Genomic DNA, 26,421 nt, shown 5'->3' with positions numbered 1-26,421 from the left:
GCCCCTCAGGCGAGCGGCGGTACGTCCAGTGCCGCCGCCACCCGGGCCGCCACCGTCTCCGCGTAGAGCGCGTCCTGCCGGTCGAAACCGCCCCGCGCGGCCGTCCGCAGAAAGGTGAGGACGCCGACCGTACGGCCCCGGGACCGCAGCGCCGTGCACAGCGCGTGCGCCGCGTCCGCCGGCCAGTGGCGCTCCGCCGCCCACTCCGCCGCGTCCCGGCCCGCGCTCACCCGCACCGAACCCGCCCGGTCCCACGCCTGGAGCGCCGGATGCTCGGGGCCGTACCGTTGCGGGAAGACGCCGCGGAGGCCGTCCGCGTCCGGGGCGCCCGCCGGGGACGCCACCGCCCGCGTCAGCCGCCGGTCGCCCGCCACCCGGTCCACCAGACCGTGGTCGGCGAACCCGGCCAGCGCGAAGTCCAGCAGCACCGCCACCGCCTCCGCCGGATCCGCGTACTCCGCCGCCGCCACGCCCGCCCGGTGCAGCTGGCTCCAGCGGAACCGGGTCCGGTCCGCCTCCCGCGCGGCGAGCCGCTCCGCCGTCACGTCCTGGAAGACCCAGGCCACCCCCAGCGGCACCGGCTCCTCCGTCATCGGCGACGCCAGCCGCACGAACCCGCTCCGCCAGCACCGCCGCCGCTCCCCGGACCCCGGGGCCGCCGCCAGCGTCACCCACAGGTCCGCCGGCGCCGGCGGGCCGCCCTCCGCCAGCACGTGCTGGAGCGCGCCCTCCAGCTCCTCCACTCCCCCGGCCACGACGTCGCCCAGCGGGCGTCCCAGGAGCGTCGTACGGCCGGTGCCGATGGCCCGGGCCGCGTAGCCGTTGACGACCGCCGGACGCAGATCGGCGTCGATCAGCACGACCCCCCAGGGCGCGTCGTCGAACAGCGCCTCGCTCAGCGCGATCGACCGCTCCAGGTCGATCTGCACGTGCACCTCGCTGAACGCGCAGTACACGCCCGCCGGCCGCCCGTCGGCGTCCCGCACCCCCGCCGACTGACTGCGCACCAGCACCCGGCCGCCGTCCTTGCGGAGCAGCGCCAGCTCGTGCACCTGCCGGCCCGGCGTCCGCATCGCCCCCATCACCCGGGCGAGCGTCTCCTCCGCGTCCGCGCTGCGCGCCGCCCAGCCGTCGAACCCGCGCCGCCCGACGGCCTCCGCCGCCGGCCACCCGAGGATCCGCTCGGCCTCGCGGTTCCAGTGCGTGACCGTCCCGCCCGCGTCCAGCGCGCACAGCGCCGCGTCCATCCCGTCCAGCAGCGCGGCCAGCAGATCCCCACCCGCTCCCGGCACGGAAGCGGTGTCCCGCGCGGACCCCGTGAAGGCACTCACCTGGAACTCCCCCCGGTAACCCCCCTGATGCAGGCCATTCAACTGGAACGTGACCCAGAACACACCGGGTTCGACGAAACGGATTCCGTCCCGGGTCAGGTCGGCCGGAACACGTCGGCCGGATCACGTCGGCGAGACGAATCCCGACTCGTAGGCGGCGATGACCGCCTGGGTCCGGTCGCGGGCGCCGAGCTTGGCGAGGACGGAGCTGACGTGGGACTTCACCGTCTCGGTGCCGACCACGAGCCGGGCGGCGATCTCGGCGTTGGACAGGCCCCGGGCCATCAGGCGGAGGACATCCTCCTCGCGGTCCGTCAGATGGGCCCGGACCAGGGCCTCGTGGGCCTCGTTGGCGGGGCGGTCGCGGGCGTAGGACGCCGCCATGTCGCGTACCGCCGCCGGGAAGAGGAGCGAGTCGCCCTCCGCGACCAGCCGGACGGCGTGGACGATCTCGGCGGGGCGGGCGCGCTTGAGGAGGAAGCCGTCGGCGCCGGCGCGGAGGGCGCCGTAGACGTACTCGTCGTTCTCGAAGGTCGTCACCACGAGGATCTTCGGCGGGGAGTCGACCGTACGGAGGACGGCCTGGGTGGCCTCGATGCCGTCCATGAGGGGCATCCGGACGTCCATGGCCACGACGTCGGGGCGCAGGCTCCGGACGAGCGGGATGACGGCGGCGCCGTCCGCCGCCTCGCCCACCACCTCGATGTCGGGCTGGGCCTCCAGGACGGCCCGCAGGCCCGCCCGCACGAGGGGTTCGTCGTCTACGAGGAGGACCTTGATCGTCATCCGGTCAGCCTAGCCAGTACGGCGCAGGGCCCGGCCGTGAGCGCGGAAGGTCACCGCGGGGGCAGGTCACCGCGGGCAGGTCACCGCAGGGGCGGGTCCCCGCCGGGGGGGGCAGGTCACCGTAGGGGCAGGTCCCCGCATGGGCAGGTCCCCGCATGGGCAGGTCAGCACTCACCGCAGGGGCAGGGTCACCGTCACCCGCCACTCGCCGTCCTTCACGCCCGCCTTCGCCTCGCCGCCGAGCAGCGCGGCCCGTTCACGGATGCCGCGCAGGCCGCTGCCCGAGCCGGGGACGGCCGGCGGCCGGCCCTCCGGCAGCGGGTTGGCGACCAGCAGGCGCAGCCGGGACCGCTCCGCCGTCACCCGGACCTCGACGGGCACCTGGCCCGCGTGCCGCAGCGCGTTCGTCAGGGCCTCCTGGAGCATCCGGTACGCCTCCCGCGAGACGGGCCCGGGCAGCTCCTCCACGGGGCCGGTGATCTCGGCGGCCACGCGCGCGCCCGAGAAACGGGCCGAGTCCAGGAGGCGGACGGCCTCGTCGAGGCCGGGGCTCGCGCCGCGCGGCCGGCCCGTCTCCCGGAGCAGCAGCAGCACCCGCTCCAGGTCCTCCAGGGCGGCCCGGCCGGTCTCCTCGATGGTCGCGAGCGCCCGGTCGGTGAACTCGGGGTCCTTCGCCGCCCGCGCGGCACCCGCCTGCACCACCGCCAGGGTGAGCGCGTGCCCCAGGGAGTCGTGCAGCTCGCGGGCGATCCGGTTGCGCTCCAGGAGCCGCTCCGTGCGCTCCTCCAGGGCCGTCATGCGCTCCGTCACCGACGGGCCGAGGAGCCGGCGCGCGATCCGCGCGTCCAGCCGGCCCGCGCCGACGATCAGCGCGAGGAGGGCGAGCACCGGCAGCGGCGCGAGGGCGGGCAGGACCAGGTCCGGGGAGGGCGTCAGGTCGGGCAGCACCGGCTCCTCCACCGTCGCGCCCGCCAGCACGAGCGCGCACTGCGGCAGCCAGATCGACGCCAGCAGCATCGCGAGGCCCGCCTCCATCCGGAAGACCAGCCACAGGGCCGTCCTCCCCCGGTCCGTCCAGGACACCGACGGGGTCGCCGAGATGCCGGTGGCGGTGTCGGTCGCGCGCCGCACGCGCGCGTGCTTGCCGGGGAGCAGCATCAGGCGCGCCTGGAGGCCCTCGGCGCGGCGGACCGAGGGGACGAGGGCGACCGCCGCCACCAGCGGGACGGGCACTGCGGCCACGATCAGCCACTCCGCGAGGCCCGGGTCGGACAGGCCGGGATAGACGAGGCCGACGGCGAGCGGCACGATCGCGCCGACCAGCAGGTGCAGCCACCGGGTGTAGGTGACCGCGCGGGCCAACGGCCGTACGAGGGTGCGGAGGAACAGCGGCGGGGCGGACATTCGGTGATCATCTCAAGGGGTGGTCCGGGGGCGGCTCCCCCGGACGGGGGAGACGGTCCCCTCCGGCAGGGGATGGCCGGAGACCGCCCGGTCGCGAGGCTTGAGCCATGACCAGCATCGAGATCAAGAACCTCACCAAGGAGTACGGCGGCAGGAACACGACCCGGGCCGTGGACGACCTCACGTTCCGTGTCGAGCCGGGCCGCGTCACCGGCTTCCTCGGCCCGAACGGCGCCGGGAAGTCCACCACCATGCGGCTCGTCCTCGGTCTCGACCGGCCCACCTCGGGCACCGCCACCGTCGGCGGCCGCCTCTACCCGACGCTCGACGAGCCGCTGCGGACGGTCGGCGCCCTCCTCGACGCGCAGGCCGCGCACCCGTCCAGGACCGGCCGCGACCACCTGCGCCTCCTCGCCGCGAGCAACGGCCTGCCGGCCCGCCGGGTCGACGAGGTGCTGGCGGAGACGGGCCTGGAGCCGGCCGCCCGCCGCCGGATCCGCGGCTACTCGCTGGGCATGCGGCAGCGGCTCGGCATCGCCGCCGCGCTCCTGGGCGACCCGAGGGTGCTGATGCTGGACGAGCCGGCCAACGGCCTGGACCCGGAGGGCATCGTCTGGATCCGCGAGCTGCTGCGCCGGCTCGCCGCCGAGGGCCGGACGGTGCTGGTCTCCAGCCACCTCATGAACGAGACCGCGACCTTCGCCGACCACCTGGTGGTGCTGGGCCGCGGCCGGCTCCTCGCGGACGTGCCGACGCGGGAGTTCATCGACGCCCACAGCCACGCGCGGGTGCGGGTGCGCACCGGCGATCCGGTCCGGCTGCGGGCCACGCTCCTCGCGAAGGGCTGGACGGTCGGCGCCGCCGCCGACGCGGACGGCCGGTGGGTGGTGGAGGGCGCCTCCGCCGAGGAGATCGGGGCGGTCACCGCCCGCGAGGGCATCCCGGTCTTCGAACTCGCCGACGAGCGCGCCTCGCTGGAGCAGGCGTACCTGGCCCTCACCTCGGACGCCGCCGAGTTCACCGCCCGCACCCCCCAGGAGGTCTGACCGTGTCCACCACCACCACGACCACCACCGCCGTCACCGTGCCCGCCGTGCTCCGCTCCGAGTGGATCAAGATCCGGTCGGTCCGGGCGAGCTTCGGTTCGCTGGTCGCCGTCCTCGTGGTCGCCCTCGGCATGAACCTGCTGCTGTACGTGAGCGTGGGCGGGCCCGAGCCGGACGGGAAGGGCGATCCGGTCTTCCGGGCGCTGTTCCAGACGAACTTCGCCCAGATCGCGGCCATCGCGTTCGGCGCGACCGCCGTCTCCTCCGAGTACCTGAACGGCGCCCTGCGGAACTCGCTCGCCGCCGTGCCGCGCCGGGGCCTGCTGTACGCGGCGAAGGCGGCGGTCGTCGCCGGCGCGGCGCTGGTGGTGGGGCTGGTGGCTTCGTTCGCGGCGTTCTTCGCCGGCCAGGCGTTCGCGGGGAGGTACGCGATCGGCATCGGGGAGCCGGGGGCCCTGCGGGGCTGCTTCGGGGCCGGGGTCTACCTCGCCCTGATGGCGCTGCTCGCCTTCGGCCTCACGTTCCTGCTGCGCAGCGCGGTCGGCTCGCTGAGCATCCTCGTCCCCGCCCTGCTGATGCTGCCGTTCGTCATCGGGGACGTGTCGGCCGGTCTCGCCGACTACCTGCCGGACCGGGCCGGCACCGCCGTCCTCTACCAGACGCCGCCGGGCGGCGTGGGCCCCTGGACGGGCCTCGCCGTGGCCGCCCTGTGGGCGGCGGCGGCCCTCGCGGCCGGCTGGTGGTCCCTGCGCCGCCGGGACGTCTGAGGCGTCTCGGGGGCCTCAGGAATCCCCAGAGGAATCGCCAGCAATCCCGGGGATTAAATCGCTTGTCGCGCTTCCGGGGGGTTCGTAAGGTGTGGGTACACGCGAAAGGAGGTGATCCGAAAAAATGGTTTCTTTTCGGACTCGTGAGGTGACTGCGGGCTAGGGCCTGCCGTCGCACGATGTGCACCTCGGCAGGCCAGCTGCCGAAACCCAAGCAGTCACCCGACCCGTGGGCCGCCGGTAAGTCCGGCCGGCTCCCGTCCGAACCTAGGCGGACGGGACCAAAGGCCCACGGGTCGTCTGCGTTCTCGGAGCCGAGGAGGCTCAGGGAGCCAGGCGCTCCACCCGCCAGCCGTCCGTGCCGCGGACGTAGCGCAGGCGGTCGTGGAGGCGGTTCTCGTGGCCCTGCCAGAACTCGACCGTCTCCGGGACGACCCGGAAGCCGCCCCACTGCGGCGGGACCGGGACCTGTTCGCTGTCCGGGTAGCGGGCGGCCAGCTCCTCGTAGCGGGCCAGCAGCTCCTCGCGGGAGGCGATGACCGACGACTGCTCGCTCGCCCAGGCGCCCAGCTGGGAGCCGTGCGGGCGGGTGCGGAAGTAGGCGGCGGTCTCGTCGCGGCCGGTGCGGGTGGCGCGGCCGGTGACGATCACCTGGCGGGCCAGCGGGTGCCACGGGAAGAGCAGCGAGACGTACGGGTTGGCGGCCAGCTCGGTGCCCTTGCGGGAGCCGTAGTTGGTGAAGAAGACGAAGCCGGCGTCGTCGTAGTGCTTGAGCAGGACCGTGCGGGACGAGGGGCGGCCCTCGGGGGTCGCGGTCGAGACGATCATCGCGTTCGGCTCGTGGATCGCCGGGCTGGCGGCGGTCTCCTTGAACCAGGTCCCGAACTGCTGCATCGGTTCGGGTGCGAGGTCGGCCGCGGTCAGTTCCTTGGTGCGGTACTGCTCGCGCATGGCGGCGGGGTCCAGGGCGTCGGTCACGGGGCCATCCTGCCGCAGCACCCCAGTCTGCCCGCCACGGCGGGGCACCAATCCTTCGTCGCCGGTTCGGCGCAGTGTGCCGGATGTCACGCTTCCCCGCATCATCGGAACCGTACAGACTCAACGGCTGGATGACTGTTCAGTCCCACCAGCGACCACCGTAGGTTGATCGATCATCGATAGAGGGAGCCGCCTGATGTCCGACTTCGTACCGGGCCTCGAAGGAGTCGTCGCGTTCGAGACCGAGATCGCCGAGCCCGACAAGGAAGGCGGCGCCCTGCGCTACCGCGGGGTCGACATCGAGGACCTCGTCGGCCACGTCTCCTTCGGCAACGTGTGGGGTCTGCTCGTCGACGGCGCCTTCAACCCCGGTCTGCCGGCCGCCGAGCCCTTCCCGATCCCGGTCCACTCCGGCGACATCCGGGTCGACGTGCAGTCCGCGCTCGCCATGCTCGCCCCGGTGTGGGGTCTCAAACCGCTCCTCGACATCTCCGCCGAGCAGGCCCGCGACGACCTCGCCCGCGCCGCCGTCATGGCCCTCTCCTACGTCGCCCAGTCGGCGCGCGGCCAGGGTCTGCCGATGGTGCCGCAGAGCGAGATCGACAAGGCCGAGTCCGTCGTCGAGCGGTTCATGATCCGCTGGCGCGGCGAGCCGGACCCGAAGCACGTCAAGGCCGTCGACGCCTACTGGACCTCGGCCGCCGAGCACGGCATGAACGCCTCCACCTTCACCGCCCGCGTCATCGCCTCCACCGGCGCCGACGTGGCCGCCTCCCTCTCCGGCGCCGTCGGCGCCATGTCCGGCCCGCTGCACGGCGGCGCGCCGTCCCGCGTCCTCGGCATGATCGAGGAGATCGAGCGGACGGGCGACGCCACCGCGTGGGTGAAGCAGGCCCTGGACAAGGGCGAGCGCCTGATGGGCTTCGGGCACCGCGTCTACCGCGCCGAGGACCCGCGCGCCCGGGTGCTGCGCCGGACCGCGCGGGAGCTGGACGCGCCGCGCTACGAGGTGGCCGCCGCGCTGGAGAAGGCCGCCCTGGAGGAGCTGCACAACCGCCGCCCGGACCGGGTCCTGGCGACGAACGTCGAGTTCTGGGCGGCGATCGTGCTGGACTTCGCCGAGGTCCCGGCGCACATGTTCACGTCGATGTTCACCTGTGCCCGGACGGCCGGCTGGTCGGCGCACATCCTGGAGCAGAAGCGCACCGGCCGCCTGGTCCGCCCGTCGGCCCGCTACACGGGCCCCGGCCAGCGGGACCTGCGTGAGATCGAGGGGTACTCCGAGATCGCGGACATCGCCGGCTGACCCCGGAGCCGCCGGAGCGGCTGGTCCCGGGGCCGGAAACCGCCGGAGCGGCTGACCCCGGGGCGGAGCCGCTAGAGCGGCTGGTCCCGGCGGAGGAGGAGGTCCGCGTGGTGGCGCGCCGCGACCAGCGGGTGCGCGCGGACCTTCCCCTTCAGCTCGTTGCGGCCGTACTCGGCGTAGAGCGGGTTCGCCGGGTCGACCGTCACGCCCGGCGCCCGGTCGGCGTACGGGAAGTCGAGCGGGGCGATCCGGGCGTCGAGCCGCGGGTTGTAGAAGAACGGGACGGAGTACCGTTCCGTCGCGCCGGGCGGGGAGACCACCCGGTGGTTGGTGGCGACCAGGTAGCCGTCGGTGGCGACTTCGAGGAGTTCGCCGAGGTTGACGACGAAGGCGCCGGGCAGCGGCGGCACGTCGTGGAAGTTCCCGTCCTCCCGCTGCACCTGGAGCCCGCCGACCTGGTCCTGGAGCAGCAGGGTCAGGAAGCCGTAGTCCTTGTGGGCGCCGACGCCCTGGTCGTCGCCGTCGCCGCTGCTGCCGGGGTAGCGCACCAGCTTGAGGTGCGGGTGGGCGCGGGGCCCGAAGATGTCGGCGTAGAAGTCCTCGCGGGCGCCGATCGAGGCGAGCAGTTCGCGCAGCAGCTTCTCGGCGACGCCGCTCAGCCGGTCGATCCAGTGCAGGGCGGCGGTGCGCAGCTCGGGCAGGGCCTCCGGCCACTGGTTGGGGCCCTGCAGCCACCAGTACGGGGGCTCCCAGGGCGCGGGGGCGCGGGCGGGCCGCTCGGCGCCGATGTCGAGCTGGTCGCGCCAGTCGCGGGCGCCGCCGGTCCGCTCGTCGCCGACCCGGGTGTAGCCGCGGAAGTGCGGGGAGTTGAGGTTGTCGACGGCGCGCCGGTCGGCCTCGGGGAGGGCGAAGAAGGCGTGCATGGCGTCGGTGAGGGCCCGGGTCTCGGCCTCGGTCACGCCGTGTCCGACGAGCTGGAAGAAGCCGACGTCGTGGGCGGCGGAGTGCAGCTGGGCGTGGAGCAGCCGGCGGGCGTGCGGGCCGCGGTCGGCGGCGGAGAGGTCGACGATGGGGAGCTGCGAGGCGTACGAGACGGAGGGGGCGACGGTGGGTGCGCTGAGGCTCATGGATGCGTCCGCGGGTGTACGGGTCCCGGGGCGGCCGCCGGGGTGGGGCGGGGGCCGCGGGTGCCGGTCGACAGGGGTCGGTGGGGGGACCCTGCGGGGCGGGCTGGTGGTGCCCCTCGGGTCAGGCGGCGCGGCGACAGCTCATGCTCGTGACGCGGACGAAGTCCACGTGACGGCGGCGTACGAGCGTAGGCATGCGACCAGCGTACTGCGGCGAGGCCGGTTCGCCTGTGGCCCGCGTCACAGTGGATCGAGGGGGCCGGGGGCTGGCCGCGGGGGCGGCCGGTACGCGAAGATCGCCGCCTTGCATGTCACGCGCATGCCAATCGTCTCGTCGCCGCGTCCCCGCGCAGGAGGATGTCCATGACCGCCCGCCGCACCACCCGCCGCCTCCTGGCCGCCGCCGTCGTCACCCTGGCCGCCGCCTCGCTGACCCCCGCGGCCACGGCCGGCGCCGCCGCCCCCGCGCCCGCGCCGCAGGCCCGGGTCTTCATGGTCAACCCCGTCCAGGCCACCGGCGACCAGTCGCTCGCCGACCACAAGGACGCGGTGACCGACGTGCCCGCCTCCGCCTACGCCCTCGCCACCCTCCGCAACCTCGACGCGAGCGGCGGCCTCTCCGGGAAGTGGGCCGCCGTCCGCTCCGAGACCGGCAACCCGGCGAAGGTCGCCCTGGCCACCTCGTACGACCGCTCCGACGACGAGTTCGAGCAGGTCATGGCGTACTTCTGGGTCAACGAGGGCCAGGAGTACCTGCAGAGCCTCGGCTTCGGCACCGAACTGCCCGGCGCCAACGACCGCGTCCAGCCCGTCCGCCTCAACCAGTGGGGCGCCGACAACTCCTACTTCACCGACAAGAAGGCCGAGATCCGCTTCGGCAAGGGCGGTGTGGACGACGCCGAGGACGCCGAGGTGATCCTCCACGAGTACGGCCACGCCGTGCACCACGCCCAGGTCCCCGGCTTCGGCACCTCCGTCGAGGCCGGCTCCATCGGCGAGGCGTTCGGCGACTACCTCGCCGTCGCCGTCGGCAACCACGCCGTCGCCAAGTACGGCTGGCCGATGAAGGCCGACGAGGCGTGCGTCGCCGACTGGGACGCCACCGGCTACAGCGCCGCCCCGCACTGCCTGCGCCGCCTCGACGGCACCAAGACCTACGCCGACCGCGAGGGCGAGGTCCACGCGGACGGCGAGATCTGGTCCCGCGCCCTCTTCGACATCCGCAAGGCCCTCGGCGCCCGCACCGCCGACCGGATCATCGTCAACGCCCAGTTCGGCTTCGCGCCCGACACCAGCTTCGAGGCCGCCGCCCGGACCACGATCGCCACCGCGCAGAGCATGTACGGCACCCAGGCCGCCGCGGCCGTGCGGGACGCCTTCCGGGCGCGGGAGATCCCGGGCGTCTGACCTGTCGCCGGAGCGGAGGCGTACGGCACAGTGGACGGCGTGCTGATCACCGTCGCGGACGTCGAAGCCGCAGCCGAACGCCTCACCGGACACGTCGTACGGACCCCGACCCTCCCCAGCCCCGGCCTGACCGAACTGCTCGGCGCCGACGTCACCGTCAAGCTGGAACTGCTCCAGCGCACCGGCTCGTTCAAGGCCCGCGGGGCCGCCGCCAAGCTCCTCGCGCTCGGCCCCGCCGAGCGCGAGGCGGGCGTCGTCGCCGTCAGCGGCGGCAACCACGGCATCGGGGTCGCCGTCATGGCCGGCGCGCTCGGCGTCCGCGCCACCGTCGTCATGCCCCGGTCCGCGCCCGCCCGCGCCGTCGACCGGGCCCGGGCCGCCGGGGCCGAGGTGCGCGTCGCCGACACCATGAAGGAAGCCTTCGCCCTCATGGAGGAGCTGTGCGACGGGGGCCTCACCCTCGTCCACCCCTTCGACGACCCGCTTGTCGTCGCCGCCCAGGGCACCGTCGGCCTGGAGATGGCCGAGGACGCCGGGGAGCTCACCGACGTCCTCGTCAGCATCGGCGGCGGGGCGCTGGTCTCCGGCGTCGCCACCGCGCTGCGGGCCCGCCGCCCCGGCGTGCGGATCTGGGGCGTGGAGACCGTCGGCGCGGACGCCATGACGGCGGCGCTGGCCGCGGGCGGCCCGGTGCCGGTCGAGCTGACCTCGGTGGTCAGCACGCTGAGCGCCCCCACGGTCTCGGCGCTCACCCACGCGCACGTGGCCGCGCTGGTCGAGGACGTGATCACGGTGTCCGACGCGGAGGCCGTCCGCGGCACCCTCGACCTCGCCGAACACGCCAAGGTCTGGGCGGAGCCCGCCGCCGGCTGCCTCCTCCCGGCGGCCCGCACGGTCCTCGACCGGGTCGGCCCCGGCGCCCGGCTGGGCCTGGTCGTCTGCGGCGGCAACGCGACGACGGCCGACGTCACCGCCTGGGCGGACCGCTTCGGCGTGCGCTGAGCCCGAGAAGGCACCGGCGGGAGGACCGCCGAAAGGCCGGCGGACGGGCTACGCGTCGGCCAGGGCCCCGTCGATCAGCCGGGCCCACTGGGCGACCACCCGGTCGCGGCGGGTCGTGTCGTCGCTGAGGAGGGTGGCCAGGCCGAGGCCGCGGCCCATGTCGAGGAGGCCCTGGACGGTCTCCCGCACCCCGGGCCGCGACTCGTCGGCACCGAGCAGCTCGACGGCGATCCGGTGCGACTCGCGGCCCACCCGGGCCTCCAGCTCCGCCACCCGGTCGCGGAGCTGGTCCTCGTGAGCGGCCGCCACCCACAGCTGGAGCGCGGCCCGGAAGAGGGGCCCGGTGAAGAGGCCGATCAGCGCGGCGACGGTCTGCGCCCGGTCGTCGGTGGGCAGCGCCCGCAGCGCCTGCGAGCGCTCCTCCGCGACGTACTCGACCGCCGCCGTGAACAGGTCCTCGCGGGTCGGGAAGTGGTGCTGGGCGGCGCCCCGCGACACCCCCGCCCGCTCGGCGACCACGGCCACCGTGGAGCCTGCCCAGCCGTACTCGGCGAGGCAGGCCACGGCGGCCTCCAGGAGCCGCTGCCGGGTGGCGCGGCTCCGGTCCTGCTTGGGGCTCCGGTCGGACGCCGAGGGTCCGTCCTGCCGGGGCGCGGTCACAGCCGCCATTCGGGGTCCCGTCGTTCGAGGAAGGCCGTCATGCCCTCGCGCGCCTCGGCGGAGGCGAAGAGCGTGGCCGATCTCTGCACGAGTTCCTCCGCGTCGCGCTCGAAGGTCTCCAGGACTCTAGCGGTGACCAGCCGCTTCGACTCGCGCAGCCCCTGCGGCGAGCCCGCCCGCAGACCGTCCAGGACGGCGCCGAGTTCCTCGTCGCCGGCCGTGACGAGGCCCATGGCCCGCGCCTCGGGGACGCCGAACCGCTCGCCCGTCAGGTAGTGGCGGGCCGCCGCCCTGGGCTCCAGGCGCGGCAGCAGGGTCAGTGAGATCACTGCCGGCGCCACCCCGATGCGTACCTCGGTGAGCGCGAAGTCCGCCCCCTCCCCCGCCACCACGATGTCGCAGGCGCCCAGCAGCCCGAGGCCGCCGGCGCGGGCCCGGCCGCCGGCCGTGACGTGCCCGACGACCGGTTTGGGAAGCTCCACTATCTGCCGGAGCAGGTCGACGAAGGCGTACGGGCTCGGCGGCGCCTTCAGGTCCGCGCCCGCGCTGAACGTGGTGCCCGTGTGGGTGAGCACCACCGCCCGCACGGCGGGGTCCTTCCCGGCCGCCGCCAGCGCCTCGCCGAGTTCGGCGACGAGCGCGGCCGACAGGGCGTTGCGGGTGTCCGGGGAGTCGAGGGCGAGGGTGGCGATCCCCCGCTCCTCGGTGACGGCGACCAGGGTCATGGAGGGTCCTCAGCTCTCTCGCAGCTCGCGGCGCAGGATCTTTCCGGAGGCGGCCCGGGGCACCGCGTCGACGAACTCGACGGCCCGGACCTTCTTGTACGGGGCGACCCGGGCGGCCACATGGGCCATGACCTCCTCGGCGGTCAGCCCGGGCGCGGACGGCTGGCGCACCACGAACGCCTTCGGCACCTCCGTCCCGTCGGCGTCCGTCACCCCGATGACGGCGGCGTCGGCGACGCCCTCGTGGGTGAGGAGCAGGGCCTCCAGCTCGGCCGGGGCGACCTGGAAACCCTTGTACTTGATGAGCTCCTTCACCCGGTCGACGACGTACAGCCAGCCGTCGGCGTCGACGCGCCCGATGTCGCCGGTGTGCACCCATCCGTCGGCGTCGATCATCGCGGCGGTCGCCTCGGGCCGCCCCAGGTACCCCTTCATGACCTGCGGCCCCCGGATGGCGATCTCGCCCTCCTCCCCCGGCGCCGCGTCCTTCGACGGGTCGTCGAGCGACAGGATCCGCATCTCGGTGGAGGGCAGCAGCTTCCCGACGGTGCCGGGCGGCGGGTTCGGCACGGTGAGCGGGGTGACGTGGGTGCCCGGCGACAGCTCGGTCATCCCGTACGCCTGCCGCACCGGCGGCAGCCCCAGCCGCGCCGAGCACGCCTCGGCGAGCGCCGCGTCGAGCGGGGCGGCGGCCGAGACGATGTACTCCAGCGAGGACAGGTCGTAGTCGGCGACGGCCGGGTGCTTGGCGAGCGCGAGCACGATCGGCGGAGCCACGTACAGGCCGTTGATGCGGTGCTTCTGGAGGGCGCCGAGGAAGGTGTCGAGCTCGAAGCGGGGCAGGACGACGACGGTGGCGCCCTTCCGGAGCGGCGCGTTCATGAGAGCCGTCAGCCCGTAGATGTGGGACGGTGGCTCTAAAGGGGAGCATCTGTGCACGGTGGATCCCCTCCGGCTACGTGGTCCGTCGCTTGATCAGAGGGTGGCAGCAGGCCCGGAAACAATCAAGCGCGCTGGCATTTTTCGTTGGGGCAGACCAGCGGCCCCGGGCCGGGAATGCGCTTCCCGCACTTCTTGCACTTCCACGGGTCGGGTTCCCACTTCGGGTGTACCTCGAACGTGGCGACGAGCCTCTTGCGCCCGATCTTCTTCGGCGCCGGAGCCGTCGTCATCGAGACTCGCCAAATCACCTGCCTGAGCATGGCGTTGCGCTCCTCGTTGCTGAACGTGTGCCACTCCTTGATCAGTCCCGCGATGAGAGGGCGGAACTTCTCCCGGGTGGGAATCGCCTCGACTTCGGCGATCTTCTTAAGGTCGTCGAGTGCCTCCTCCTTCTTCTTGACGAACTGATTTCGCGCTCTCTCGAATGCCCCCTCAGGGAACTTCGCGGGGTCCATGGCGTTGTCCATGACGAGCCGGTCGATAGCCGCGTCGAGTTTGGCGATGTCCGCCTCGATCCGGGCGCGGTCCTGGATGGCGCGGGCCCGGGGGTCGACCTCGGGCATACGCTCCTTGCGGGGCTCGGGCACCAGGGCGTCAACGTCCTCGGCCACCTTGTCGGCGAGCCACTGCAACACCGCTTCCTCGGCCTCGGCCCGTAGGACGTAGAGGCCGGGCTCGCACGCGCTCTTGCCCTTGTTCTTGTTGGCGCTGCACACGAGGTGGTGTCCCCTGACAGGCGCCCCCTTGTTCTCGCCGGCCCGTACACGGTCGCTGCGGAACACGGCGGTTTCCCGGCAGTGCCCGTGTCCGCTGATGCCGGTCAGGGTGTAGGTGGCCTTACGGGTCCGGGGTGGACGGCTCTTGATGTCCTCGCGGTGTGCGAGGTACGCCTCCCATTCCGGCGCGGTGATGAGCGCCGGCTGAGCCCCGGGGATGTAGAGCACCCGGTTTTCCTTGCACTTCTCAAAGTGGACGGTGCCGTATCCACACCCGCACTTCGGGTCATGCGTGCGCAGCAGGCCGGCGGCGAACCCGCTGTCGAGGTAGCGGCGAACTCCGTTCGTGTTCCATCGGTTCCCGTGCCTGGTGAGCACGCCGAGTTCGTCGTTGAGCCAGTGCGCGATGCCGGAGAACCCTTCAAGGTTGAGCTTCCGGTCGTACATCTCTTCGGCGATGCTGCCGTGTTCGGGGTGGACCTCGTAGTGCTCGTGTTGGAGGCGCCACCCGCCCGGCGCGGTGGCGTCGGGGACGCGGCGGGGGTGCCAGATGTAGCCGAAGCGCTTGCCGCCCGTCGGGGGCAGTTTGAGCTGTCGGCGGTGTTCGTGTGTCTCCTTCCATTGTTCGCCGGCGCGGTTCGACTCGAAGTTGCCGAAAGCAAAGATCATTTCCCGCTGTAGCTCACCGACGGCCGTCTTGGCGTCGAGGGGCTCCGTGGCGGATTCGAGTTCACCTCCGACGCGTTCGAGGCGGGCGAGGGCGACCGCGTTGCCGGTTCTGTTCCGTCCGAAGCGGGAGAACCGCCACACGACGATGCCTTGTGCCTTGCGGCTCTCGACGGCCTCGATGGCCTGTTGCACCTTGCGGTTGTAGTTCCGGCCGGTCATGTCGAGGTCGACGATCATCTCGTCGAGCAGGCGCCGGCCGGTCCGGGCGGCCCACTGGCGGATTGCACTCTCCTGGAGTTCAGGAGAGATCTTCTCTTCCTTCCACGTGCTGACTCGGATGTAGCCGAGCCAGGGGAGTTCATCGGGCGGCGGGCCGCCCGTGAACGTCTGGGGTACGTACAGGCTGGTCACTGTGTCTGAGTCCGTTTCTCCTTGGGGTTGTGGCCCGACCGGCGGCGCTCGTCGAGGCTGATCACGTCGGCCGGGGAGGCGTGGCGCCCGCAGTGTCCGCAGAGTCCCGGGGACGGCGGTACGGGGGCGTCGATGAGACCTCGGCCGACGTGGTCCATGGCCATGACGTAGCCCTGCTGCCGGGCCTTTTCGAGCTGTTGGTCGGTGACCTCGTGGGTGCGGGTGATCATCACCCAGTAGAGGAGGGGAACCGCCGCGAGGGTCCCGAGCGTGCCGGCGTCCGTGAGGGGGTCGGTGCCGGTGGCCCATCCGGTCGCGCCGACGGCGAGGGCGACCGTGAACAGGAGGACCGTTGCCGGGGGTACGACGCGGCGGAGTTTGATCATGACGTGGCGGCTCCTTGCTATTCGGCGGCCCTCTCGGCGCCGTCTGCGCCGTCGTTGGCGCGGTTCTGTCTCACGGTGTTGATGACGGCGGAGACGACGGAACGGTCGGCGGGGTCTGTGATGCCGAGTTCGTCGAGTGCGTCGTCGGTGGTCATGGGTGTGATGGGGCGGGGGTTGCGGACGCGGTCGATGTCGTCGGTGGTGAGCAGGCCGGCGGCGACGAGAACCTCGGGGAGGGGGTGCCCGAGATGCTCGGAGATCTGCCGCAGTACGGGGATATCGGGGACGTTGTCGCCTTTGAGTAGGCGGGCAACGGTTGCTTGATGGATGCCGCTGTCGCGGACTACGCGGGCCTGCTCGCCCCGACGGTCAAGGTCGTATCCGGCGCGCTTCAGTCGGTCTCTGTACCAGACCGAGAAGGGGGCTCGGTTCGAATCGTCCATGAGTGGAAGATACCGCGCGTGAGTCAAATGCGGCACGGGGTGCCGCGTCCATGACCAAATTTTGCACCGTGTATCCCCCCCATCTAGGCACATAGGCGCCCTAAGGCGCCCAGACCCTCGAACGTGCGATCGATTCTTTACCGCCATCCGGAACCTGTCAACGCGGATCCACACATACGGCTGCGGGTCCGTCACGTTCCGCGCGTGAATCATTCACGTGCGAGTGAAGTACGTGCTAACGTTCCACTCGTGGATGAAACGAACCATCCACGGAAGGAACGTTGTGCCCATGTACGACCGCACCGAGTTCGTCACCGCCGCCCAGAAGAAGGGCGACCGCACCCCACCTGACACGGCACGACGCCTGAAGGTTGCCCCGAACACCGCGTGGCGCCTGTGGAACGGCCGAACCGCGCCGAGCGCCGGCCTGATCGCCGCCGTCCAGGAGCACTACGGGGTCACCGCCTCGCAGCTCTTGCGCCGCAAGGCCGCCGCATGACGGCCCCCGTCGTCCCGCGCGAGCAGGCCATACGGAACCTGCGCCGCGTCCTCGATGCCGCCCGCGCACGCCGCGACCGCGACCGCGCCGCCGGACGCCTCGACCCCGAGGTCGAGCTGATCTTGCGCCGCCTCGAACGCGCCCAGCGCGAGCAGCCCACCCCCCGGCCGCTCGCCGCCTGAAACGGAAAAGGGCCGCCCGGTGGCACCCGGGCGGCCCGGCCGATCCCCCGAAGGAGACCGACTCATGAACCCCCAGCGTACCCAGCTCCACACCGCCGCCGCGCTCCGTGGCGGACAGGCCGGCCGCAAGCACGTCGAGTTCCGCAACCACCTCGCCGCCGAGCTGCACCGGATCGCCCCCGGCGCCGTCCGCGTCTACCTGACCCCCGTCTACACCGACCCGGCCGGCGTCCCCACCCGCCGCACGCTCGTGTCCCTCGCGACGCTCACCGGCCAGCCGATCGAGGCCGACGCCGAGGCGCACCGCGCCGCCCGCCGCCTGCTCGTCGACGCGTTCCCGGGCGCCGACTGGACGCGCCCGTACATCTACCGCGCCGACACCGGCCGCCTGATCGACCAGACGCCGACCGCGCCGGCCGCCCTCGGCCTCGACCCGGAGGGAAGCCAGTGATCCGCCCGACCCTCACCGCCGACGGAACCGCCGTCCGCCTCCCGGTCACCCTCGCCGCCTCGCCACTGCTCGACGAGCTTGCCCTCGCATACGCCGAGGACCCCGACCTGTTCGGCCGCCTGCTCACCGTGCACGCCGCCAACGTCGTGTCCCTCGACCACGTGGTCGTGAGCGACGACGCCGCGGACTGGGAGCGCGCCGTGCGGGCCGCCGAGGCGGACGGGTCCCGCGACGCCCTGCTCGACCGGTTGGAGGCCGCCGAGCGCCTCGACGACCTGCTCGACGCCGACGACGCCATCGCCCTCGCCACGTCGCTCACGAAGCAGGCCGCCGCCATCCGCCACCGCACCCCCGCACAGGAGAACCGCTCGTGACCGTCACCACCCTGCCCACCGCCCACACCGCGCCGCCGGTCGTCGAGCCCGCCGTCGACCACCGCGTGACCACCGCGTACACCCCGGCCCCGGCCGGGACGAGCGCCGACCTCCCCCGCGTGTTCGCCGTCATCCACGGCGTCATGCGGGACGTCATGCCCGTGAGCAAGGACAAGCAGAACCAGCAGCAGAACTACAACTTCCGGGGCGTCGACGACGCGATGTCCGCCATGGCCGGCCCCATGCGGAATCACGGGTGCTTCATCGCCCCCGAGGTCGTCGAGCACAAGCAGCGCCCGCGCGGCGAGAAGGGCACGCACACCGTGCTCCGGATGCTGTACCGCATCTACGGCCCGGCCGGTGACTGCCTCGCCGTCACCATCCCGGGCGAGGCCATGGACACGGCCGACAAGAGCACCAACAAGGCGATGTCGGCCGCGCTCAAGTACATGCTCTTTCAGGTGTTCATGATCCCCGTGGACGCCCGAAGCATCGACGACGGCGACCGCGACCACCCGGTCATGAGCAACACCCCGCAGCAGCGCCAGCAGCCGCCGCAGCAGCAGCAACGCCGCCCGCAGCAGCAGCGGGGGCAGCGCAGCCAGCAGCGGCGCCCGCAGCAGGAACAGGGGCAGGGGCAGCAGCGCCAGCGCCGGGACTACGCCGGCGAGGCCCGGCAGGCGACGAGTGAGGAGCAGTTCGCCGCGATCCGGAAGGCCGCCGAGGAGGCCGGGGCGCCGCCGGAGTACATCACCCAACTCGACGCCATCGCCGCCCAGAAGCGCGCCGCGAGCACCGCGCCGAAGCAGCCCGCCGCCGGGCCGCAGCAGCAGACGCCAGCCACCTCGGCCCCGGCCGTCCGCACCGCGCCGCCCGCCGCGAACACGACGGCCGCCGCCGAGGAGGCCCTCAGGCTCGCCGCGTCCCGCGCCGGCTACCAGTCCCTTGACGACGACTTCCAGCGTGCCTACGGCCGGCCGATCGCCGAGGCCGACGTCGCCACCCTGAACGCCTACCGCTCGATGATCGAGAGGGCCGCCCAGTGACCATGCAGACCGAGCCCCCGCTCTCCGAGGTCGAGCAGCACCACTACGACACGCTCATCGAGCGCATGGGCGTCAACCGGCTGATCGCCGAGGAGCAGGCCGCGGGCGGCGAGGCGCCCCTCGACATCGAGCCGGCCCCCGTGCCCGACGTCAGCGCGGGCACCGAGACGCGAGACGCCATCATGCGCCTTGCCGTCCTCGGCGCCCTGCTCGACGAGGTCAAGCAGGCCCACAAGGCCGCCCGTGCCGAGGCCGAAGCGCTCTTGGAGCAGCAGTACAAGGCGACCGGCACGTCGAAGACCGATGCGTTGCTCCCGGACGGAACCAAGGTCGGGTCGATCTCCCGGCGGGGCGGCGAGCGGGCCGCCACGGTCACCGACGACGACACGTTTGCCGCATGGGTCCGCGACACGTTCCCGAGCGAGTTCGAGATCGAGATGATCCCGATGCGGCTGGAGACCCGCGTACGCCCGGGGTTCGCCGCCAAGGTGCTCGCCGAGGCGACCGCCGCGGGGACGGCCCGGTACGTCGACGAGCAGACCGGCGAGGTACACGACGTGCCCGGCGTCGAAATCCGCCCGTCCCGCGCCGCCTCGCACCAGATGACCTACACCCGGACGTCGAAGGCGCAGGCCCTCACCGGCCGCGAGTTGGTCGCCCGCGCGTGGCGGCGGGGCGCCCTCGCCCCGGACGTGCTGCCCGCCCTCGCCCACGAGGGGGCCGCGGAATGATGCCGCACCTCCCGTACGCAGACGCCGTCCATGCGGCCCTGACCGAGGCCGACCTCGCCCCCGAGACGCTCAGCGCGACCGAGACCGACGACGGACAGTTCGTCGTCCTGATCGAGTGGCCGACCGTGCGCACGTCGCTCCGCTGGCACTCCGGGACCGGGTGGCGGCACAGCGCGCCGCACTGCGGCGGCCCCATGTTCGTCGACCACCTCGCCGACCCGGCCGCTATCGCCGAGGCCGCCGGCCTGCTCCTCGACGGGTTCCCGCCGCACACAACCCGGGCCCGCTGGACCGGCGCCCCGACCCTCGACCGCGCCCTCGCCGCCCGCGGCATTTGACCGCCCACACTCCGGCCCGCCCCGACCCCCGAACGGGGCGGGCCCCCTCGACCAGGAGCACCACCCATGAACTCCCACATCCTCAGCCCCAGTTGGCACCGGGGAGCCGCGTGCGCCGACGTTGACGTCGATGTGTTCTTCCCTGCCGCGACCAACGCCGCCGACCGCCGCGAGGCCCTCGCGATCTGCCGCCCGTGCCCGGTCCGCGAGGAGTGCCTCGCCGAGGCCATGACCGAGGAAGGCGGACGCGGGAAGACGAGCCGGTTCGGCATCCGCGGCGGCAAAACCCCCAGCGCCCGTTTCCATTTCCACAAGGCCACCGTCAAGGCGCAGCGCGACCGCCTCGCCGTCGAGGCCGCCGCATGACCGGCACCGCGCGCCTCGACCGCGCCCGCCGCCTGCTCGACACCGCGCCGCCGTCGCCGGTCCCCGGTCAGCTCGACGCCTCGCAGGCCGTAAGCCGTAGCGGGTGGCCGCTCCCGGCCCGCCCGTGGAACGGCCTTACCGTCCTCGACGCCTGTTGCTGCGCCGGCGGCGCCGCGATGGGTTGGTACCTCGCCGGATGGGACGTGGTCGGCGTCGACATCGACGACCAGCCCAACTACCCCTTCCCGTTCATCCGGGGCGACGCCGTCGAGTACATCCGGGCCCACGGCCACGGGTACGACATGGTGCACGCGTCGTGGCCGTGCCAGTACGGCGCCGCGATCACCAAGGGCACGAATCGGCACCTGCGCAAGACGTACCCGGACCTGATCGGCCCCGGGCGCGAGGCGATGCTCGCCGCCGGCCGGCCGTACGTGATCGAGAACCCCGACGCGCGGCCCGACGTCACCCTGTGCGGGACGATGTTCGGTCTGCCGATCCTGCGGCACCGGAAGTTCGAGGCGCACGGATGGTTCCCCCTCGCGCTCCCGCACACCCGGCACCGGGGCCGCGTCCGGGGTCACCGCCACGGCAAGCACTACGACGGCCCGTACGTCGCCGCGTACGGGCGCGGCGGCGGGAAAGCCACCGTGCCGGAGATGCAGGCCGCCATGGGCATCACGTGGACGGACGTGCGCCACGAACTCACCGAGGCGATCCCGCCCGCGTACACGCGGTTCCTCGCCGAGCAGGCCGCCGAACAGATCCTCGCCGAGCGCATGGCGGTCGCCGCGTGACCCGCCCCGCCCGCGACCGGCCGGCGCCCGAGTGCGAGACGCCGAAGTGCGGCGCACCGGCCCGCCTGTACCCGTGCGGGTGGCGGTGCGACACCCACCGCCCCCTGCCGCGCACCCGCCCGCAGTAGCCCCCCGATTCGCCCCGGGGCGAGGCCGGACCCGTTCCCCTCGCCCCGGGCGCACCACCTCGACAGGACCCTCGCCATGGCCCGTATCCGCACGATCAAGCCCGACTTTTTCACCTCCCTGACGATCGCCGACCTCACCATCGAGCAGCGCTTGACGTTCATCGGTCTGTGGACGCACTGCGACGACCAGGGCCGCGCCGTCGACGACGCCCGGCTCATCAAGGCCGCGTTGTGGCCGCTCGACGACCGGACGGCCGCGGACGTCGAGACGGACCTCGCCGCACTCAGTGAGTCCTCACTGATCGTTCGTTACGTCGTCACCGGCAAGCGCTACTTGGCCGTGTCCGGGTGGAAGGAGCACCAGCGGATCAACCGCCCGTCCGCCTCCCGCCTCCCGGCTCCCGACCAGGGAGAATCCGCCCCGGAACCGCCCCTGACCAGCGGTGATGAGGAATCCGAGCAGGCTCACGCACACCTCAGTGAGGACTCACCCCAGGAAAGGAACAGGGAACAGGGAAGGGAACAAGGAACAGGGAACAGGGAGCCGTCGGCCCTCGCTCCGCGAGACCCCGACCCGGCGCCGGTCCGCGAAGACGTCGAGCGGCTGTGTGAGCACCTCGCCGACCGAATCGTGCAGAACGGCAGCAAGCGCCCCAGCATCACGAAGGGGTGGCGGGACGCGGCCCGGCTCATGCTCGACAAGGACGGCCGCACCGAAGAGGCCGTGCACCGCGCTATCGACTGGTGCCAGGACTCCGACTTCTGGCGCTCGAACGTCATGTCGATGCCGAAGCTCCGCGACAAGTACGACACCCTCCGGCTCCAGGCCAGCCGCCCGGCCGCCGGCGGGAACGTCGTCCCCATCGGCTCCGCCCGCCCCTCGACGACCGATCAGCGGGTCGCCGAGGGTCTCGACCTCGCCGCCCGACTCCGCGCCCAGGAGGCCGCCCAGTGACCCCCGCCGACGCCGCCGAGCTGCTCACCCTCGCCGCCGCGTTCGACCGCCGCACCGTCGGCGAGGCCGACGCCCGCGCATGGGCCGCCGCCCTGCACTCGATGCCCCTCGACGACGACGCCCGCGCCGCCGTCGCCCGCCACTACGGCGAGACCGACCGATGGCTGACCCCCGCGCACGTCCGCCAGCAGCGCGCCCGGATCCGCGCCGAGCGGGTCAACGCCGCGACGATCGTCTACGACGGGGTCCCGGGCGAGACCGGCGCCGAGTCCATCGCCCGCCGCCGGGCCCTGCTCGCCGCCGTCGCCGACGGCCGGGTCGCGGGCCCGTCCATGCGGGGCGCCCTCGGGTTCTCCGATGACCGGCCGGTGCTCGCCCTCCCGGCCGGCGCCACCCGCGAGGAGCGCGACCAGTTCGCCGCCGAACGCCTCGCCGCCCTCGGCGCCTACGTGCCCCCGGACATCGAGGAGGCCCTCGCCGACCACCGGCCGCGCCGCCGCGCCCTCGCCGAGGAGAACCGGCCCGACCCCCTCGGCGTCCCGTGCCCGTACGAGCACTGCCGCGCCGACGTCCGCACGCCGTGCAAGCGGGGTGACCGCCGGCGAACCGAACGCGCCCCGCACCCCTCCCGCGTCGAGGCCGCCCTCGCCGCCCACCACCAGGGGGCCGCGGCATGACCGCGCCCGCACCGATCCCGGCCGCCGCCGTTGCCGTCATCCGGGCCGCCATCGAGGACGCGACCGTGCGCGAGTTGCTGCACCGACCCGGGGCGACCGCCGCACGGGCCGCCAGGGCTCTTGAACGGGCCGGATGGGACCTGCGGGTGATCCCGCCCGCGATCACCCCGGAGACGGACAACTAGAGCCGCGGGGGGCGGTTCTGGAGGACATCCACGCCGCCCCCTCCGTGATACGTTCCACTCGTGAGTGATTGAAACCACTCACGCTTGAACCGTGAGCGCACGCTCAGCACGTAGAGCAGGAGGACCGACCCCGTGAACACCGCCCAGCGCTTCGCCGCCAAGGTCGATCCGGCCGGCCCCCTCAGCTTCCACCGCGGCGCCCCCGGCCCCTGCCACCTGTGGACCGGCGGAGCCCGCAGCAAGCGCCCCCACGACGCCGGCGAACACGGCGAGTTCTACGGAGCTTTCAAGGCCGACGGCCGCACCATCCGCGCCCACCAGTACGCCTACGAGCAGGCCCGCGGCCCCATCCCCGCCGGCGCCGAGGTCGACCACCGGTGCCGCCGCCGTAACTGCGTCAACCCCGAACACCTCGAACTCACCGACCACCGCACCAACACCCTCCGCAGCAACGGCCCCACCGCGCTCAACGCCCGGAAGAAGGCGTGCCACCGCGGACACCCCTTCGACGCCGCCAACACCTACGTACGCCCCAACGGCGCCCGCGCCTGCCGCGCCTGCCGCCGCCCCAACACCGAAAGGACCGCCGCCTAATGGCCGGAGAGACCACCCTCACCATCACCGGGAACCTCGTCGAGGACCCCGAACTCAGGCACACCCCCAGCGGGCACGCCGTCGCCAAGTTCCGCATCGCCTCGACCCCCCGCACCTACGACAAGCAGTCCGGCCAGTGGCAGGACGGCGAGAGCCTGTTCATGACCGTGTCCGCGTGGCGCTCCCTCGGCGAGAACGTCGCCGCGAGCATCCAGCGCGGCACGCGCGTCGTCGTCGTCGGCACCCTCCGCCAGCGCACCTACGAGGACAACCAGGGCGTCAAGCGCACCGTCGTCGAGGTCGAGGCCGAGGAAGTCGCCCCCTCGCTCCGCAACGCCACCGCGCAGGTCACCAAGACCACCGGCCGCCAGAACGGCCAGCAGCAGCCCCAGTACGACCAGTGGAACACCAACGGCCCCGCCTACTGACCCGCGCCGCCGACCGGTCGCCGCGCCGCCCACGCGCGCGCGTGCACTTCCGGGCCCCGGTCAACACCGACACCCGCCTGATAAGCCGAGACGGAGCCACCCCATGAGCACCCCCGCGCCCACCTCGACCGCCCCCGCGTTCGAGGGCGACCTCGACGCCACCGCCGTTCGCGACGCCCTCGCGTTCAACGACGGCGAGCACGACCAGGCCCTCGCCACGCTCCGCGACGTCCTGCTCGACACCTCCCTGTCCCGGACTCCCGAGCAGGCCCTCGCCGCCGCCCGCATCGTCCTCGCCGCCCACGCCCGGCAGGTCGAGGCCCTGATCGAAGCCCACTACCGCGCCCGGCGCACCGAGTGGGGAGTCACCCGTTCGTCCCGGGGCCTGCTCACCGGGTACGACGGTGCCCGGAAGATCGTCGCCGCGTACGCCGCCGGCCTCGACCACGACCAGGCCCTCGCCGAGCAGCGCACCCCGTGAGGCTCGCCCACGCGGCATCCCTCGCCATCGCCGCCGCCCTGCTCGCCGCCGGAACCTACCTGATCACGTGGGCACTGCGCGGCGAGCACGGACGCGCCCACCACACCCACTACCCCAGCCGCCCCAAGGACCCGCGCCGATGACCCGCCGCACCATGGCCGCCCGCAAGCGGCACGCCGAGACCCGCCTCGCCCGCCGCATCAAGTTCGAGATCCTCCTCGACCGCGCCGACCGACTGTCCCCCGCCGAAGCGGACGCACTCCGCGAGTACGCCCTCGCCGAGGCCGCCACGGCGGACCAACTCCGCTCCACCGCCCGCGGGCAGGACCGCACCTTGCAGCGGATGCGCGACCGCCTCGCCGCCGCCGACGCCGCGATCGTCGAGGCCGAGGAGGACCGCGCCCGCGTCGAGGAGCAGCTCGCCGAGGCCCGGCACCGCATCGACCTGTTGCACGCCGTCGACGCCGGCCGCGCCGACGGGGCGCAGCGGATCACGGCCGAGCGCGACCGCGCCGAGGCGTTCCTCGACCGGCTGCACCGCGCCGAGACGTACAGCGACGTCCTCGCGATCCTCGGCGAGCACAAGGGGCTCACCCCCGAAGCGGCCCGCGCCGCCGCCGCGTTCGCCGCCGCCGCGGACAGTCAGGCCGCCGTCCTCGCCGAGCGCGACCGTGAGCACGCCGTCGCCCTCGCCGTCGAGCAGCAGCGCGCCGACCGTGCCGAGGCCCTCCTCGACCGCGTCCGTGCCGCCCGCACGTGGGCCGACCTGTGGGCCCACCTCGGGATGCGGTACGGCTACACCGCCGAGCAGGCCGGCCGGGAAGCCCGCGACCGCCGCACCGCCGCCGAACGCGCCGCCGAGGCCCGCGCCGAGCAGGCCGCCGCCGCGCTCTCTCAGAAGGCCGGCGAGCTGCTCGACGTCCGCCAGCAGCTCACCCAGACCCGGAAGCACGCCAGAGCCCTCACGGTGTCGCTCGCCCGTACGGCCAAGCACGCTCGGAAGAACGAGCAGCGCCTCGACGACGCCCGCCGCCGCCTCGCCGTCGAGTGCGTCACCTGCGGGTGCCCCCGCGAGCAGCACGCCTCACGCCTCTACGCCAACGCCCGCGCCCGCCTCGACGAGCTGCTCGTCGCCGTCGGCCGCGCCGCCAACCAGCTCGGCACCACGCACCCCGCCGACATCGCCGACCGCCTGTACGCCGCGATCGAGCAGGCCCGGAAGGATCCGTCATGACCACCACCCCGACCGCGCTCCCCGAGCACGCCCTCACCACCGCCGCGGACCTGCGGGCCGTCCGCGAGCAGTGGGGCGACCTGCTCGTCGCCATTGAGCAGCGCCCCGCCGACACGTGGCCGCCCCGTGAGACCCGCGGGTTCCTCGACCAGCTCGGCGACGCCCACCAGGACGACGAGCAGCACCCCGGCCGCACCCCGCTCACGCTCCGCCAGCACCCCGCGCCAGCCAACCTCGACGCGCTCGACGCCGCCCTCGCCGTCGAGGCCGCGCTCTTCACCGCGTGCGACAGCATCGCCACCCGCTACCAGCGGCCCGTACGCACCCACCTGCGCAACGGCGGCACGGGCACCACCGGCACCGCCCGCGTCGTCGTCGACGAGGACGACCGTGCCGACCCCCGCCGCTGGACCCCGGCCACCGTCGGTCCGTCCGGCCGGACGACCGCCGCCGGATCCCGGGCGCACGGGCTGCACTGGGCCGCCGTATGGCTGGAGGGACGCGCCCTCGACGAGGACCAGGGTGACGGCATGTTCTACCCCCTCGGCAACGACGTCCTCGCCGACCTCGCCACGGTCGCCCGCCGCGCCCGCCGCCGCGTCGAGGCCGCCCTCGGCCGCGACGGCCGGACGACCACGCTCCCCGGCCCGTGCCCGTGGTGCGGGGGCGAGCTGCTCGCCCGCACAGTGCCCGGCGGGGAGCCGTCCGCGACGTGCCAGACCGGGGAGCAGTGCCCGGCCCCCGCCGACCTCGACCGGGGCCGGCGCACGTGGCGGGGAGCGGACCTCGCCGCACTGTGGGCCGGCCTCGACGACCGCCGCCGCGACGCCTAGCTCAACTCGGCGCCGC

33 protein-coding genes and 1 pseudogene are annotated in these 26,421 nt (G+C 73.6%); 23 read left to right on the top strand and 11 right to left on the bottom strand.

What is annotated here, in order from left to right:
* Positions 1 to 5: 5 nt before the first annotated feature.
* From IF73_RS0122065 to IF73_RS0122055, 3 genes are all read right to left on the bottom strand, one after another.
* Positions 6 to 1,331, bottom strand: a complete 1,326-nt coding sequence (locus tag IF73_RS0122065) for a PAS domain-containing protein (RefSeq protein WP_031010748.1) — start codon at positions 1,329 to 1,331, stop codon at positions 6 to 8.
* A 123-nt stretch (positions 1,332 to 1,454) separates the two neighbouring features.
* Entirely contained in the window at positions 1,455 to 2,117 is a 663-nt protein-coding gene (locus IF73_RS0122060; protein ID WP_031010746.1) for a response regulator transcription factor, read from the bottom strand.
* A gap of 171 nt (positions 2,118 to 2,288) precedes the next feature.
* The gene (locus IF73_RS0122055) at positions 2,289 to 3,521 is read right to left on the bottom strand and encodes a sensor histidine kinase (RefSeq protein WP_031010744.1); all 1,233 of its coding nucleotides are present in this window, start codon (positions 3,519 to 3,521) and stop codon (positions 2,289 to 2,291) included.
* 107 nt (positions 3,522 to 3,628) lie between these two features.
* On the opposite strand from IF73_RS0122055, the gene IF73_RS0122050 reads away from it, so the two are divergent.
* Entirely contained in the window at positions 3,629 to 4,567 is a 939-nt protein-coding gene (locus tag IF73_RS0122050; protein WP_031010742.1) for an ABC transporter ATP-binding protein, read from the top strand.
* A 2-nt stretch (positions 4,568 to 4,569) separates the two neighbouring features.
* Complete coding sequence (locus tag IF73_RS0122045; protein WP_199806693.1) at positions 4,570 to 5,334, top strand: ABC transporter permease; 765 nt, start codon at positions 4,570 to 4,572, stop codon at positions 5,332 to 5,334.
* 324 nt (positions 5,335 to 5,658) lie between these two features.
* Here IF73_RS0122045 and pdxH read toward each other — a convergent pair whose 3' ends face one another.
* A complete protein-coding gene (gene pdxH / locus IF73_RS0122040) occupies positions 5,659 to 6,312 on the bottom strand; it encodes a pyridoxamine 5'-phosphate oxidase (protein ID WP_037880009.1) in 654 nt (217 codons plus the stop codon).
* Between the two features lie 196 nt (positions 6,313 to 6,508).
* Between pdxH and IF73_RS0122035 the strand changes: the two genes are divergently transcribed.
* Positions 6,509 to 7,618 (top strand): citrate synthase 2, encoded by a 1,110-nt coding sequence (locus tag IF73_RS0122035; RefSeq protein ID WP_031010735.1) that lies wholly within the window; start codon positions 6,509 to 6,511, stop codon positions 7,616 to 7,618.
* Positions 7,619 to 7,689: 71 nt separating this feature from the next.
* Here IF73_RS0122035 and IF73_RS0122030 read toward each other — a convergent pair whose 3' ends face one another.
* Positions 7,690 to 8,745 (bottom strand): isopenicillin N synthase family dioxygenase, encoded by a 1,056-nt coding sequence (locus tag IF73_RS0122030; RefSeq protein WP_031010732.1) that lies wholly within the window; start codon positions 8,743 to 8,745, stop codon positions 7,690 to 7,692.
* Between the two features lie 363 nt (positions 8,746 to 9,108).
* Between IF73_RS0122030 and IF73_RS0122025 the strand changes: the two genes are divergently transcribed.
* Both IF73_RS0122025 and IF73_RS0122020 read left to right on the top strand, forming a co-directional pair.
* The gene (locus IF73_RS0122025; protein WP_031010730.1) at positions 9,109 to 10,152 is read left to right on the top strand and encodes a M4 family metallopeptidase; all 1,044 of its coding nucleotides are present in this window, start codon (positions 9,109 to 9,111) and stop codon (positions 10,150 to 10,152) included.
* Positions 10,153 to 10,194: 42 nt separating this feature from the next.
* Positions 10,195 to 11,154: a threonine ammonia-lyase gene (locus tag IF73_RS0122020; protein WP_031010727.1), complete on the top strand. Its 960-nt coding sequence runs from the start codon at positions 10,195 to 10,197 to the stop codon at positions 11,152 to 11,154.
* A gap of 48 nt (positions 11,155 to 11,202) precedes the next feature.
* Here the strand turns inward: IF73_RS0122020 and IF73_RS0122015 are convergent, their stop codons facing one another.
* From IF73_RS0122015 to IF73_RS0121990, 6 genes and pseudogenes are all read right to left on the bottom strand, one after another.
* Positions 11,203 to 11,823, bottom strand: a complete 621-nt coding sequence (locus IF73_RS0122015; protein ID WP_031010725.1) for a TetR/AcrR family transcriptional regulator — start codon at positions 11,821 to 11,823, stop codon at positions 11,203 to 11,205.
* A complete protein-coding gene (locus IF73_RS0122010) occupies positions 11,811 to 12,539 on the bottom strand; it encodes an enoyl-CoA hydratase family protein (RefSeq protein WP_031010723.1) in 729 nt (242 codons plus the stop codon). The genes IF73_RS0122015 and IF73_RS0122010 overlap by 13 nt, the downstream gene beginning before the upstream one ends.
* 9 nt (positions 12,540 to 12,548) lie before the next feature.
* Positions 12,549 to 13,454 (bottom strand): annotated as a pseudogene (locus IF73_RS0122005) (AMP-binding protein); the annotation flags it as partial.
* Between the two features lie 89 nt (positions 13,455 to 13,543).
* A complete protein-coding gene (locus IF73_RS0122000) occupies positions 13,544 to 15,277 on the bottom strand; it encodes a recombinase family protein (RefSeq protein WP_063833464.1) in 1,734 nt (577 codons plus the stop codon).
* A complete protein-coding gene (locus tag IF73_RS37910; RefSeq protein WP_037880006.1) occupies positions 15,274 to 15,663 on the bottom strand; it encodes a hypothetical protein in 390 nt (129 codons plus the stop codon). Before IF73_RS37910 ends, IF73_RS0122000 begins: the two co-directional genes overlap by 4 nt.
* A gap of 17 nt (positions 15,664 to 15,680) precedes the next feature.
* Positions 15,681 to 16,106, bottom strand: coding sequence for a helix-turn-helix domain-containing protein (locus tag IF73_RS0121990; RefSeq protein ID WP_031010716.1), 426 nt, complete (start codon positions 16,104 to 16,106; stop codon positions 15,681 to 15,683).
* Positions 16,107 to 16,395: 289 nt separating this feature from the next.
* Between IF73_RS0121990 and IF73_RS0121985 the strand changes: the two genes are divergently transcribed.
* From IF73_RS0121985 to IF73_RS0121890, 18 genes are all read left to right on the top strand, one after another.
* Positions 16,396 to 16,605, top strand: a complete 210-nt coding sequence (locus IF73_RS0121985; protein ID WP_031010713.1) for a hypothetical protein — start codon at positions 16,396 to 16,398, stop codon at positions 16,603 to 16,605.
* Positions 16,602 to 16,787 carry a hypothetical protein gene (locus IF73_RS0121980; RefSeq protein WP_031010710.1) on the top strand — a complete coding sequence of 62 codons (186 nt, stop codon included), beginning with the start codon at positions 16,602 to 16,604 and terminating at the stop codon, positions 16,785 to 16,787. The genes IF73_RS0121985 and IF73_RS0121980 overlap by 4 nt, the downstream gene beginning before the upstream one ends.
* A 64-nt stretch (positions 16,788 to 16,851) precedes the next feature.
* Positions 16,852 to 17,238, top strand: coding sequence for a hypothetical protein (locus IF73_RS0121975; RefSeq protein WP_107049306.1), 387 nt, complete (start codon positions 16,852 to 16,854; stop codon positions 17,236 to 17,238).
* The gene (locus IF73_RS0121970) at positions 17,235 to 17,612 is read left to right on the top strand and encodes a hypothetical protein (protein WP_031010706.1); all 378 of its coding nucleotides are present in this window, start codon (positions 17,235 to 17,237) and stop codon (positions 17,610 to 17,612) included. The genes IF73_RS0121975 and IF73_RS0121970 overlap by 4 nt, the downstream gene beginning before the upstream one ends.
* Positions 17,609 to 18,658: an ERF family protein gene (locus tag IF73_RS0121965; RefSeq protein WP_031010703.1), complete on the top strand. Its 1,050-nt coding sequence runs from the start codon at positions 17,609 to 17,611 to the stop codon at positions 18,656 to 18,658. Before IF73_RS0121970 ends, IF73_RS0121965 begins: the two co-directional genes overlap by 4 nt.
* On the top strand, positions 18,655 to 19,389 hold the full coding sequence (locus tag IF73_RS38780; RefSeq protein ID WP_158822100.1) for a hypothetical protein: 735 nt from the start codon (positions 18,655 to 18,657) through the stop codon (positions 19,387 to 19,389). The genes IF73_RS0121965 and IF73_RS38780 overlap by 4 nt, the downstream gene beginning before the upstream one ends.
* Complete coding sequence (locus IF73_RS0121955; protein WP_031010699.1) at positions 19,386 to 19,727, top strand: hypothetical protein; 342 nt, start codon at positions 19,386 to 19,388, stop codon at positions 19,725 to 19,727. Before IF73_RS38780 ends, IF73_RS0121955 begins: the two co-directional genes overlap by 4 nt.
* 66 nt (positions 19,728 to 19,793) lie before the next feature.
* The gene (locus IF73_RS37905) at positions 19,794 to 20,093 is read left to right on the top strand and encodes a WhiB family transcriptional regulator (protein WP_078868181.1); all 300 of its coding nucleotides are present in this window, start codon (positions 19,794 to 19,796) and stop codon (positions 20,091 to 20,093) included.
* 176 nt (positions 20,094 to 20,269) lie between these two features.
* A complete protein-coding gene (locus IF73_RS0121945; RefSeq protein ID WP_051717139.1) occupies positions 20,270 to 20,890 on the top strand; it encodes a hypothetical protein in 621 nt (206 codons plus the stop codon).
* A 204-nt stretch (positions 20,891 to 21,094) separates the two neighbouring features.
* A complete protein-coding gene (locus IF73_RS0121935; RefSeq protein WP_031010695.1) occupies positions 21,095 to 21,973 on the top strand; it encodes a hypothetical protein in 879 nt (292 codons plus the stop codon).
* Entirely contained in the window at positions 21,970 to 22,650 is a 681-nt protein-coding gene (locus tag IF73_RS38775) for a hypothetical protein (RefSeq protein ID WP_051717127.1), read from the top strand. Before IF73_RS0121935 ends, IF73_RS38775 begins: the two co-directional genes overlap by 4 nt.
* Entirely contained in the window at positions 22,647 to 22,835 is a 189-nt protein-coding gene (locus tag IF73_RS37900; protein WP_037880004.1) for a hypothetical protein, read from the top strand. Before IF73_RS38775 ends, IF73_RS37900 begins: the two co-directional genes overlap by 4 nt.
* A gap of 132 nt (positions 22,836 to 22,967) precedes the next feature.
* Positions 22,968 to 23,429, top strand: coding sequence for an HNH endonuclease signature motif containing protein (locus IF73_RS0121915; protein ID WP_031010693.1), 462 nt, complete (start codon positions 22,968 to 22,970; stop codon positions 23,427 to 23,429).
* Positions 23,429 to 23,857: a single-stranded DNA-binding protein gene (gene ssb / locus IF73_RS0121910; RefSeq protein ID WP_031010691.1), complete on the top strand. Its 429-nt coding sequence runs from the start codon at positions 23,429 to 23,431 to the stop codon at positions 23,855 to 23,857. Before IF73_RS0121915 ends, ssb begins: the two co-directional genes overlap by 1 nt.
* 103 nt (positions 23,858 to 23,960) lie before the next feature.
* Entirely contained in the window at positions 23,961 to 24,338 is a 378-nt protein-coding gene (locus tag IF73_RS0121905; RefSeq protein WP_199806691.1) for a hypothetical protein, read from the top strand.
* On the top strand, positions 24,335 to 24,481 hold the full coding sequence (locus IF73_RS41530) for a hypothetical protein (protein ID WP_199806690.1): 147 nt from the start codon (positions 24,335 to 24,337) through the stop codon (positions 24,479 to 24,481). The genes IF73_RS0121905 and IF73_RS41530 overlap by 4 nt, the downstream gene beginning before the upstream one ends.
* The gene (locus IF73_RS0121895; RefSeq protein WP_031010687.1) at positions 24,478 to 25,572 is read left to right on the top strand and encodes a hypothetical protein; all 1,095 of its coding nucleotides are present in this window, start codon (positions 24,478 to 24,480) and stop codon (positions 25,570 to 25,572) included. The genes IF73_RS41530 and IF73_RS0121895 overlap by 4 nt, the downstream gene beginning before the upstream one ends.
* A complete protein-coding gene (locus tag IF73_RS0121890; RefSeq protein WP_037880002.1) occupies positions 25,569 to 26,405 on the top strand; it encodes a hypothetical protein in 837 nt (278 codons plus the stop codon). Before IF73_RS0121895 ends, IF73_RS0121890 begins: the two co-directional genes overlap by 4 nt.
* The last annotated feature ends 16 nt before the right edge of the window (positions 26,406 to 26,421 follow it).

It is taken from the genome of Streptomyces sp. NRRL F-5727, from assembly GCF_000719555.1.
In the GTDB taxonomy this organism is placed as follows: domain Bacteria; phylum Actinomycetota; class Actinomycetes; order Streptomycetales; family Streptomycetaceae; genus Streptomyces.
The sequence above is the reverse complement of the archived record's forward strand: the minus strand, read 5'-3'. Positions and strand labels throughout refer to the sequence as shown.